At 68.7% G+C, this 11416-nt stretch carries 9 protein-coding genes; all 9 read right to left on the bottom strand.

What is annotated here, in order from left to right:
* Positions 1–163: 163 nt before the first annotated feature.
* Positions 164–2353 carry a galactose oxidase-like domain-containing protein gene (locus ACYVE7_RS19320; RefSeq protein ID WP_460366348.1) on the bottom strand — a complete coding sequence of 730 codons (2190 nt, stop codon included), beginning with the start codon at positions 2351–2353 and terminating at the stop codon, positions 164–166.
* Between the two features lie 26 nt (positions 2354–2379).
* Positions 2380–2880, bottom strand: a complete 501-nt coding sequence (locus ACYVE7_RS19315) for a hypothetical protein (protein ID WP_460366347.1) — start codon at positions 2878–2880, stop codon at positions 2380–2382.
* A gap of 105 nt (positions 2881–2985) precedes the next feature.
* On the bottom strand, positions 2986–3522 hold the full coding sequence (locus ACYVE7_RS19310) for a GtrA family protein (protein ID WP_460366346.1): 537 nt from the start codon (positions 3520–3522) through the stop codon (positions 2986–2988).
* A complete protein-coding gene (gene manA / locus ACYVE7_RS19305) occupies positions 3519–4700 on the bottom strand; it encodes a mannose-6-phosphate isomerase, class I (RefSeq protein WP_460366345.1) in 1182 nt (393 codons plus the stop codon). Before manA ends, ACYVE7_RS19310 begins: the two co-directional genes overlap by 4 nt.
* Before the next feature lie 40 nt (positions 4701–4740).
* Positions 4741–5724: a glycoside hydrolase family 26 protein gene (locus tag ACYVE7_RS19300; protein WP_460366344.1), complete on the bottom strand. Its 984-nt coding sequence runs from the start codon at positions 5722–5724 to the stop codon at positions 4741–4743.
* Positions 5725–5804: 80 nt separating this feature from the next.
* Complete coding sequence (locus ACYVE7_RS19295) at positions 5805–7091, bottom strand: glycoside hydrolase family 26 protein (RefSeq protein ID WP_460366343.1); 1287 nt, start codon at positions 7089–7091, stop codon at positions 5805–5807.
* Between the two features lie 29 nt (positions 7092–7120).
* On the bottom strand, positions 7121–8620 hold the full coding sequence (locus ACYVE7_RS19290; protein WP_460366342.1) for a glycosyltransferase family 39 protein: 1500 nt from the start codon (positions 8618–8620) through the stop codon (positions 7121–7123).
* 4 nt (positions 8621–8624) lie between these two features.
* Positions 8625–9731 carry a glycoside hydrolase family 26 protein gene (locus ACYVE7_RS19285; protein WP_460366341.1) on the bottom strand — a complete coding sequence of 369 codons (1107 nt, stop codon included), beginning with the start codon at positions 9729–9731 and terminating at the stop codon, positions 8625–8627.
* On the bottom strand, positions 9728–11416 hold a 1689-nt coding region (locus tag ACYVE7_RS19280), incomplete at its 5' end, for a glycosyltransferase family 2 protein (protein ID WP_460366340.1). The genes ACYVE7_RS19285 and ACYVE7_RS19280, both read right to left, overlap by 4 nt.

Raw genomic sequence — 11416 nt, 5'->3', positions numbered from 1 at the left:
CCGCGGGCCGCTTCCCGTCGCCGGTGTCGCGCAGCAGGAGCAGCACGGCGACCGCCACCACCAGGACCAGGACGGCCGCCGCCGCGACCGGCACTCCCCTGCCCCCGCCGCCGGGCCGCCCGTGCTCGATCCGGCTCATGCCTCGGTCCGCCTCACGCCTCGCTCAGCCCACATGGATCCACTTGGCGACGGACGGTACCCCACGGGAGTCGGTCGCGAACAGCATGTACCACCCGGGAGGGGCCACATTGCCCTTCGCGGTCAGTTTGAACTTGACCGTCCCGCCGCTGATCTTCAGCTTCTCGGGTGCGACGGCCCGCTGGTTGGGGTCGGAGGAGTGGGTGACGGCGATCGGCCGGATCAGCCAAGCCGTCTTGATCTGACGGTTGGTCTTGAAGGTGTGGGTGGACCCGTACGCCCAGTACTTGCTGTCCACGCCCGTGATCTTGGGTCGTGGGCCCTTGTACAGGTAGGGCGGCGAGTAGAAGGAGATCCGGGTCTCGTAGAAGTTGCTGGCCGGGTTGGATCCGGCCGTCATGACCCGGCCGTCCGGCAGCAGGATCGCGGTGTTGTGGTAGGTCCGCGGCACCGGGTCGGTCGCCATCGACGTCCACGCGTTCGGCTTGGCCGGGTTGTAGACCGACGCCTCCGCGACGTACTTGGCGCGCGCCATCGCCGAACCGCCGGTCTGGAACACCGTGCCGTCCGGCAGCAGCACCGCCGACACATAGGACTTGGCCTTCGGCAGGTCGGGGCCGCCCCGGTAGACCGGCTTCGCCGCGTTCAGATCGACGATGTCGGTGTGGGCGTGCGCCTCGTTGCCCGGCTGGCGGAAGTCCATCCCGCCCATGACCATGACCCGCTGGCGCTGCGCGGGCGGCAGCAGCACCGACGCCGACTGGTCGCGCGCGTTGACGTCGCGGAGCCCGCCGACCGCCGCCCACGTGGGCTTCTTGGCGAGGCCGTTGTTGTGATCGTTGAGGATGCCGGGCCCGGTGTTGTACAGGTCCTGGGTGTTGCCGCCGTCGTCGTGCTGGCCGATCGGGTGGCCGAACACGCTGGAGCCCGAGTAGAACAGCCGGCCGTCCTGCATGAGGATCAGCGACGGGTAGGTGGCCCAGTTGATCCCGGTCTGCACGACCTGGCCGGTCTTCAGCCAGGCGCCGCCGGTCGCGGAGTTCTTGTTGTACTTGAACCGTTCGGCGACCCGGGACACGTACTGGTAGCCGGCCCCGTTGTACTGGCCGGCGTAGCCGCCCACCGAGTAGACGTCGCCGTTGCCCATCAGCGTGGCCGACGGGTACCAGTGGCCGTCGTTCATGTTGTTGGTGGCGTGGTACTTGTTGTCGCGCGGGTCGAAGACGTACGCCTTCTCCTGGCCCTGCCAGCCGTTGGTCACCTGGTCGGTGCCCGGCACGTAGTCGGGGTACTTCTTGGTGCCGCCGAGCACCAGCACCCGGCCGTCGGAGAGCTGGACGTGACCGGCGCAGAACATGTCGACCGGGGTCGGGATCGGCTTGTGCCTGCCCGTCGCGGGGTCGTACAGCCAGCTCGTGAAGGTCTGGGCGTCGAAGTTGGCGCGGTTGTTGCCGGAGCCCGCGATCAGCAGCACCTTGCCGTTGGCCAGCAGCACGGTGTGCATGGCGCGGACGCCCTTCTTCAGCCGCAGCCCGCCCTGGTCGCCGGGGTCGGCGCCGTCCCAGGTGGCGACCGGGTCGCCGAACGACTGGACCTTCCACTTGCCGCGCGTGCAGCCCTCGGGGTCGGTGCAGGCGCCCTTGCCGACGCCCTTGCCGAGCTTCACCGAGTAGTCGTCGGTGGTGACCGAGCCCTTGCCGGAGACCGCGAGCCCGAACCGGATCGCCTTGGTGCCGGCGGGCACGAACAAGGTGGTGACCTTGCGCTTGGCCCACTTGCCGCCGGTCTTCTGGCCGACGCCCAGGTCGCCCCAGTGCAGCCAGGTGCCGTTGGCGCGCTGCCGGAAGAAGACCATCGACATGCTGTTCGTCGTGCTCTTGAGGTAGAGCGAGACGTCGAACCGCTGCCCCGGCCTGGCCTTGATCGCACAGCCGGGGGTCTGGATCAGAGCGCGCATCCCCGAGACCCTGACCTTCAGCTCGACCTTGGCGGCGCGCTTGCCGCCGTGGCCGGCCACGACCTTGGTGGAGCCCTTGTTCGAGCCCTTCCTGAACTCCTGCCAGCACTGCGGCATCTTGCCTGACAGCTTCTCCAGCGTGGGGTTCTTCACCAGATTGGCGGCCGCGTGCGCGGGCATCGCGCCGGGGACGATCGCGGCGACGGCCAGCACCGATCCGGAAAGGATCGCGCGTGCCCTGGGCCGGTGGAACCTCATGGGGGAACTCCTACGGATGACGCGTCTCACTGGTCACAGGCGATCTTGTTGCCGTCGAGGTCGAGCTTCTGCCGGTCGGCGCCCCTGACCTTGACGTCCCGGAAGCCGTTCAGCTTCAGCCACAGGCACTTGTCGGCGTACTCCTCGATCCCGTCGGGGAACACCCACGGAACGCACTGGCCCGTGTCGCCGTAGTTGTGGTCGCAGCCGTCGAAGTTCGCCGGGACGCTCGCCGTGCTCTCGGGGCCCGCACCGGGCGCCGTCGAGGGGAGCTTCTTCTCCTTCAGCCCCTTGGCCTGCGGCGTGACGGTCGGCTTCTCACTCGGAACGGTGTCCGGCGGGATCGGCTCGGCCGTGGGCGGGGAGGTGTCCTCCTGGTTCGCGGCCTGGACGGCGTCGCCGCCCTTGCCCTGCGGGCTTTCCGAGCCGTCCCGGTCGAGCAGCAGCCCCGCCACCACGACGGCGCCGACCACCACGGCGGCGAGCACCGCCCAGACCGCCTTGCCGCTCCTGCCCGGAAATGCCATGCCCGGCCCCACCCTGCTCACTCGACCATCACCGGATCACTCCGGACTCACCTGTCACAGGTGAGATGCAGATATCTCCCGACAAGTTCTGCCGACGCGCAGAACTTATCGCAGCAGTTCGCTCAGCGGGACGGTCTCCTGCGAACGGACAACCCGGCGGATCGGGGCCGGCGGCGCCGCTTCGTCCACGGGGGGCTCGGTGGCGCGGAACACCCAGCGCTTGTAGGCGTAGAACCGGAACACGGTGGCGAAGCCGGTGCCGATGACCAGCCACACGTTGCCGGCCAGCGCGCCACGGAAACCGAGCACATAGGTGCCGAAGCCGAGGAAGAGCTGGGTGATCAGCAGCCCGATCCCGTTGAGCGCGAAGAACAGCGTGTACTCGCGGCCCAGCCCGCTGCTCTCGCGGTGCCGGAAGGTCCAGTAGCGGTTCGCGAAGTACGCGAAGGTCGCCGCGACCAGGGTCGCGAGCCCGTTGGAGGTCAGCGGGCCGATGCCCCAGCCGCCGTGGAAGAGGTTGAACAGCCCGAACGTGATCACCGCGGCGATCGCGCCGACGCTGCCGAACTTCGCCAGCTCCCTGACGAGCCGGTGCAGCCGGTCGGCGATGCCCGCGGCCAGGCGGTCGGTCCGTACGCTCATCGCTCCGCACCCCCCGGGCCGGGGACGGCCGCGCGGAAGCCGATGCCCGAACCGGAGATCCGGACCGGGCCGCCCGCGCGGGGCACGAACACGGCCTGCCCCGGGGTGATCGTCTCGGTGGAGCCGTCGCGGGCGACCGTCAGCCCGCCCTCGGTGCAGAGGATCGCGCCGGGGCCCGGCGCGGGGACCTCGACGGAGTCGGGGCCCGCGGCCAGCCTGGTCAGCTGGAACTGGCGGACCGGAGCCTCGTACAGGGTCTCGCCGTTCGGTAGTTCGGCGCCGTCGACCCGGTCGGGTGGCGACGGCTCGAACCGCGTCACCGCGAGGAGTTCGGGCAGGTCGATGTGCTTGGGGGTGAGCCCGCCGCGCAGCACGTTGTCGGAGCAGGCCATGATCTCCACCCCGGTGCCCTGGAGGTAGGCGTGCAGGGTGCGGGCGCGGGCGAACATCGCCTCGCCCGGCGCGAGGGTCAGCAGGTTGAGCAGCAGCGAGGTGACCACGCCCGGGTCGGTCGGGTACTCGGCGGCGATCCGCCGCGCCCACACGTAGGCGGGCTCGTCGGGGTCGGCCGGTGTGGCCTCGACGACCTCGGCGACCAGGGCGGGGCGGTCGGCCTCCGGCCATTCGCAGAGCCGGGTGACGGCCTCGCGCAGGCCGTCGGAGCGCAGGACGTCCGCGATCCCGGCCAGCAGCGGCCCGGGGCCCGCGCTCAGGCCGTCCAGGAGGGCGGCCGAGTCGGCCGGGTCGCGGAAGCCGCACAGCGCGGTGAACGGGGTGACGGCGTAGACCAGTTCGGGTTTGGGCCAGTCGTCGTGGTAGCTGCGCTTGGGGTCGCCCACCGGGACGCCCGCCGCGTTCTCCCGCGCGAACCCGGCCGCGGCCTGGACGTCGTCGGGGTGGACCTGGATCGACAGCGGACGCTCCACCGCGAGGATCTTCAGCAGGAAGGGCAGCCTGTCCCGGTCGGGGCCCAGGACGCGTTCGGCGTCCCCGGCGCACAGGTCCAGCAGGGTGCTCCCGTCCGGCAGCCGGGACGGCGCGCCGGGGTGCGCGCCGATCCACAGCTCCGCCTCGGGACGGTCACTGGGGACCGGACGGCCGAACAGCTCGGCCAGAACGGTCCGCGAGCCCCAGTCATAGGGCCTGATGACGTTGTCGAGGCGGTAGAGCACGTTCATTGGTCGCTTTCCGTATGCGATCAGTAGCCGGAGGTCCGGGTTACTTGCGGCCGTAAGGGTACTTGGTCACCAGGCTCTTGAAGAGCTTGAGCGACGACTTGCTCTTCTCGAGACGGTAGTCGGCCTCACCGGGCTTGTTCATGTTGAAGTAGACGAGCCCGATGATGTCCTTGCGCTTCGCGATCGTGGTCAGCAGGTCCTTCAGATCGGCGTTGCGCCGCTTGCCCGACGCGGAGCCGGTCTCGGCGATCAGGACCGGCTTCTTGGTGAAGGTGCGGATCTGCTTGATCGTCGGCTCGATGAAGCCCTTGAAGGTCGCGTTGCGCTGGCCCTTGTAGTACCCGATCACGCCGACCCAGTCCACGTAGTTCTTGCCGGGGAAGTACGGCTTGAGCTTGACGTTGGGCATCGGGTAGACGACGTTCGGCGACCACATCCACTTGGCGTTGGTCGCGCCGTTCTTCTTGAAGACGTCGACCATGTGCCGCCACGCCTTGACGAACACCTTCGGTGAGTTCTTCTTGTTCTCGCCGTTGCAGGAGGTCGCGCCCTTGTGGCCGTTGCAGTTGCCCCAGTCGTACCACCAGCCGTTGAACTCGTGGAACGGGCTGATCATGACCGGGGTCTTGCTCGCCTTGACCTCTTTGGCGAGCTTGGTCAGATAGGCGTCCTGTTTGCCGCCGGCGATGGACGTCAGGCTGATGCCGTGCGACTCCAGCTCGAGCTGCGGCAGCGCGCCGCCCTTGTGGACGGCCTTAGCCCACTTGGTCGGGTACGGGGAGTACCAGCCCTGGAAGTACTTGACGATGTTGGGCGCGCGGCCGACGTTCTTCTTGAACGCCTTCGCCTGGGCGGCCGGGTTGTTCTTCGTCTTGCCCTCGGTGTAGATGCCGAGGTACTCGCGCGGGGCCGCCTTCTTCTTCACCTGGGCGGCGGCCGGTTCCACGGTCGACGCGCCGGCCGAGCAACCGGCGGCGAGGACGAGCGGGAGCACGGCTGACGCTGCGATGAGACGGACCTGCACGGGGCCTCCAGGGATCGGGGGACGGGACCTCCCCCGGCCAGCCGGGGGGCTGACCGGAGGATATGACACGCCTTTAACTGCTATTTACCGGAAGCCGACTGGGGCTTCTTGGTGTTGACGCCGTACGCGCCCTTCTTCAGGAACGACCGGAAGGTGTCCAGGGAGCTCTTGTTCCACTCCACGCGCCAGTCCGACTCGTTGTCGTTGAGGCCGGCCTTGTTCATGTTGAACCACAGGAACCCGATCACGTTCGGGTAGTGGGCCACCCCGGAGAGGAAGTCCTTGATGTCGGCGTTGCGGCGGCCGCTCGCCCAGGAACCGACCTCGGGGATGATGATCGGCTTCTTGGTGAACTTCCGGACCTCGACGAAGGTCGGGCGGAAGACCTTGTCGAAGGTGTAGATCCACTTCTTGGCGGGGTTGTGGTAGTAGCCGACGACGCCGACCCAGTCGACGGTCTTGGCACCCGGCCAGAACTGCTTCAGCCGGACGTTCGGCCGTGCGCCGACCTGGTTGACCTGCCACATCCAGATCGCGTTGGTCGCACCGACCGCGGTGAAGATCCGGTGCATCCGGTTCCACGCGTTGCGGAAGTCCGCGGCCGTGTTGTTGACCTTGCAGGCGTTCCAGTTCTCAGGGTTGTCGTTGGCGTGCGAGCAGTGGCCCCAGTAGTACCAGTCCCCGTTCATCTCGTGGAAGGCGCTGAAGGCGACCGGCACGTTCGCGGCCCGGATCGACAGGGCGAGCTGGCGGATGTAGTCGTCTTCGTCACCGTTGGCGATGTCGCGCAGCGTGATGTCCTCGGTCTGCAGTTCGAGCTCGAACTGCGGGATCACTCCGTACTTCCACAGGCCCTTCGCCCAGGCCACGTCGAAGCCGCCGCCCCAGTTGACGAACGACTTCACCATGTTGGGCTTCTTGCCGATCTTCTTGCCCCAGGCCGCGGCGCGCGTGGCGGGCGTGCCGGGCAGCGCGTCGTCGGTGAACACCCCGACGTACTCGCGCCGCGGGTACAGCAGCTTGTTCACGTTGAAGGCGCCGGGCGCGTTGTAGCGCTTGAAGCCCTTCGGCATCTTGTTGTTGTAAACCGGCTTGGGGTACTTCTTCCCCTTCGCCTTCGCGCCGCCGGCGACGGCCGCGTCGGCGTCCGCGGCCGGGGCTCCGGCGTCACTGCTCTTGCCCTGCGTCTCGAGCGGAGGTTCCACCAGGGCGTCCGTGCGGCCACTGGACTCAGCGGCGGCACTGGTGCTGCTGCTCGCCTTGGGCGCGGCGGGTGCGGCCGCCTGCTTGGTGGGCGCCTGGCCGGCGCAGGCCGTCGCGAGGACGACCGGCAGCGCCAGGGCGAGGAGGGGTCTGATGGACGTCATGACTGGCAGTACTCCAAAGTGATTAAGCGTCACTGCTTGACCGATACGTCGTTGGCGATCCAGATCTCGTGGCTGCCACGGGTCCAGCCGAGGCGGAACGGCACCGCGACGAGCACCCGGTAGGTGCCGCTGTCGCGCAGGGCCTCCTCCAACGCGCGGTCCGCGGGGGTGCGGAACGGTCGTTCGATGACCACGATCTCGAAACTCTGCTTCTTCAGTGCCTTCCCGATGTCGCCCGTCACGGCGGAGGTGCCGGTCCACTGCGACGGTTTGGTCTTGTCCTTCAGCTCGTAGGTGATCGGCTCCGGGTCGGAGGCCAGATACCTGCCGGTGGGTGTGACCTGCGTGGACAGCACCGAGGCCAGCCGGGAAGCGTCCGGCCAGAGCGTATATTCATAGGCGGACTGGGCCATCCCGATCGACAGCAGCGCGACCGCCGCCATGATCCCGATCTGCGGGAACCGGAAGTGCCGTCCGACGATCCTGACCAGCCCGACCCCCGCCATGGTCGCGGCGAACATCGCCGCGTAGGCCAGCGGCGGCCGCCACAGCGGGGCCGTGGCCGGGGTCAGCGAGAGGAACACCGGCGCCAGGAACGACGGCAGGCAGAGGATCATCCCCAGGGCCACCCGCCAGCCCGCGCCGGGCGCGGTGTGCTCGAACCCGTGGACGGGGATCTCGTCCATCCGGGCGCGTTTGAGGTAGAAGCCGGCGCCCGTCACCGCGAACACGGTCAGCAGCCCGAGCCAGTGCAACGACCCCTCGGCGAGGGTGCCGATGTCCTCGGTGTCCGGCATCTTCAGACCGGTGGTGGCCGACGCGGTGTAGGCGGCCATCCCGAGCGTCGCCAGGACGAGCGGTGCGGTGCGTGCGGCGGCCCGCACCGGCGAACCCACCCGCACCGACACCAGCAGCGCCAGCAGCGCCACGACCGGCAGGTAGTAGAGCGCCGAGTAGTTGACGAACACGGCCATCGCGGCGACGGGCGCGGCCAGGAACACCGGCCAGGGCGGGCCCTGCCGGCTCTCGACCGTCAGCCAGGTCGCCAGGGCCAGCAGGGCGAGGCCCAGGGCGTCGACCGTGGCGAGCGCGCCGAGCACCAGGGTCGGGGCGATCACCGCGAAGCAGAACGCCGCGGCCAGGCCGACCCGCTCGTTGAACAGGCGGCGCGACCACGAGTAGACCATCGCGGTGCAGGCCAGCATCGCCAGCAGGCTCAGCCAGCGGGCGCCGCCGATGCCCAGCGCGTCGACCAGCTTCGGGTAGATCGACGGGCTGCCCGCCACATAGTCGCCGGTCCGGTACTCGGCGAGTGTGTGGATCTCGCCGCCGAACGGGGAGTTCCGCAGCCGCAGCGTCAGCGCGGCCTGGAGCAGCAGGATCACCCCGACCATGCCGCGGCTGACCCATTCGCGGCGTTTGCTGGGCCCCGGCGACCAGCCCATCGGGGGGGCCTCGGGAATCCGGTACGGCGACGGCTTGACGTTCGCCCGCAGCTTCTTGCCGCTTTCGGGGAGTGCTTCGGTCATGCTGTCAGCCACCATGGAAGAGACCCTTCGGGTCTCCTCCGATCCGAGGCGACTTCACCTGCTTCACGAACTCTCTCTCAGCCTGCGGCGTGCTGTTGATGTTGTAGTTGACCCACGCACCGAACTCCTTCTTGCGGACGTCGAACCAGACGAAGCCGATGAGGTTCGGGCTGTTGATCGTCGTGTGGAAGAGATGCCGGATGTCGGCCGGCTTGCGCAGTGTGGCGTCGGAGCCGGTCTCGGCGATCAGAACCGGCTTCTGGGTGAAGGCGCGCAGCTCGGTGAAGGTCGGCCCGAAGGCGTCCTTCATGATCCGCGGGTTGGGGACGGCGACCTGGTCCTTCTTCGTGGGTTCGCGCATGTAGCCGGAGATGCCGATCCAGTCGATGTAGCCGTCGCCGGGGAAGAACTCCTTGAGCCCCGGCTGGTCGTTGTACCGCTTGTCGGCTCGCGCGGTGTTCGGGCTCCACACCCAGATCACGTTGGTCGCGCCCATCTCGACGAACACGTCGTGGACGTGCCGCCAGGCGGCCGCGAACTCGGCGGGCTTGTTCTGCCGGGACGTGCCCTTGCAGGCCTCGCTGGGCTCGGCGCCCTCCCGCAGCCCCTTGGACGGCGTGCAGTAGCCCCACGGGTACCACCAGCCGTTGAACTCGTGGCCCATCGAGTAGGCGACCGGGACTCCCGTGTCGCGCAGCTCGGCCGCGTACCGTTCCAGGTAGGCGTCGAACTTGCCGGACGCGATGTCCTTGAGCGGCTCGTCGAACGGCTCGCTGTCGATGAACGGCAGCGCGCCCGACTTCCACATCTTCCGGACGGCGTCGGAGTCGAGGTCGCCGCCCCACTCCTGGAAGTACTTGACGAGGTTCGGCTTCTTGCCGATCCGGTCGGCGAGCTCGTCGCGCTGCTCCAGCACCTTGCCGGGGCCGCCCTCGTAGGTGACGCCCAGGTAGTCCATGGCGCCGGGCTTGAGCAGCGCCCTGACGTCGTAGACCTTGACCGGGCCGTCCTGCGGCTCCACGTCGGGCTTGTCGAGCGCGGGGTCGCCGCACGCGCCCAGCACGAGGGTGCCGAGCAGCGCGAGCGCCGCGCCGATGAGCCGCCGGTTCACAGGTCCTCCACGTGGTCTCTGAACTCGCGCGGCTGGACCAGCACCCGGCCGATCACCAGCGCGTAGAACAGGCCGGAGCTGAGCGCGATCGCGACGTCCGGCGGGTAGAGGTCGGTCATCCGCCAGGCGGCGAGCGCGACCCAGATCAGCGACAGCAGGCCGGTCCAGCCCGCGTAGGCGATCCAGACGCGGCGGATCTTGCTCTTCTTGGCGCCCTTGGAGCCGGTCGGGGCCCAGCCCATCTCGCGGCCGCGGACCATGTCCCAGATCGCGAAGACGTGCGCCCAGCCCTGCATCATGCCGACCGCCCACGCCTCGAGGCGGAACGGGGCGCGGTGCCAGGCCGGGAAGATCAGCGTCGCGTAGATGATCGAGGGGACCAGCCAGACCACCGCGTTCAGGTTCAGCAGGTCGGGGTGGAACAGCAGCATGACGATCGGCAGGATCGGCGCGATGATCGCGAACAGCGCGGTGTGCAGGTAGTAGAGCATTCCGGCGCCGAACGACAGCTTGGTGTTGAACGGCAGCGGCGCGTCCCAGAACTTCTTGCTCCACAGCAGCGAGAACGAGCCCATGCACCAGCGGTACTGCTGGTTGTGGAACGCCCGCAGGTTGTCGGGGCACACGCCCGCCGACAGCGCGATCGGGATGTACTTGGTGCCCCAGCCGAGGACCTGCAGGTCGTAGCCGGTGTGGATGTCCTCGGAGTGCTCGATCAGGGTGGTGCCGTTGTTCTCGTCCAGCGCCGAGCGGCGGTAGACCGCGCAGGAGCCGACGCAGATGGAGCCGTTCCGCAGCTGCCTGGTCACCTGGACCGACCGGTAGAACATCTCCTGTGACGCGCCCGCGCCGCGCTCCACCCAGGTCTGGTGGTCGAGCACGCGGAAGAACTGCGGGGTCTGCACGATGCCGACGGTCGGGTCGGCGTCCATCAGCGGCAGCACCTCGTTGAGGATGTCGTGCCGGGGCGCGAAGTCCGCGTCGAGCAGCAGGATGAAGTCGCCGTCCGAGCTGTGGAAGCCGAACTGGAGGTTGCCGGCCTTCTTGAAGTAGCCGCGGTTCTCGCGGGAGCCGTAGCGGAAGCCGAAGTCGGCGGCCATCGCGGCGAGCTCCTCGCTCGCCCCGTCGTCCAGCACATAAGGGACGCACTTGCCCGGGTAGTTCTCGACCACGCGGCGGACCGCGACCCACGTGTTGTGGATGACCTCGATCGGCTCGCCGCACACCGGCAGGAAGACGTCGACGCTCGGGTAGTGCGAGGGCTTCCAGTTCGCGACGAGCCGGTTGTGCTCGTCCAGGTCGAAGTTCTTGGAGAACAGGTCGAACCGGAGCGACAGCAGATAGTTGATCGCCGTGATCGCCAGGAAGGAGATCGCGATGACCAGTTCCTCGGCCGACAGGAAGATGAACGCGCTGATGACGATGCAGATGAAACTGACGAACGTGCCGATGTTCAGCAGCCACCGGTAGCGCCGGACGTAGGAGTACTTCTCCTCGTCATTGGGCGGCTGCGGCAGCAGCGGCGACGGGTCGGGGATGACCGGCACCGGGCGGAGCCTGCGGCCTTCGGGCTGGGGACGCCGCGGCATCGGCGGCAGGTCCTCCATGGTCCGCAGCGGACTGTCGGCGCCGGGCGGCGAAGGACGGTAGCGGGACGGGCCCGCGTTGCACAGGGCTCCCCGGCC

Source organism: Actinocorallia lasiicapitis, from assembly GCF_054778695.1.
Note: the sequence above shows the minus strand (reverse complement) of the source record. Positions and strands in the feature narration are given on the sequence as shown.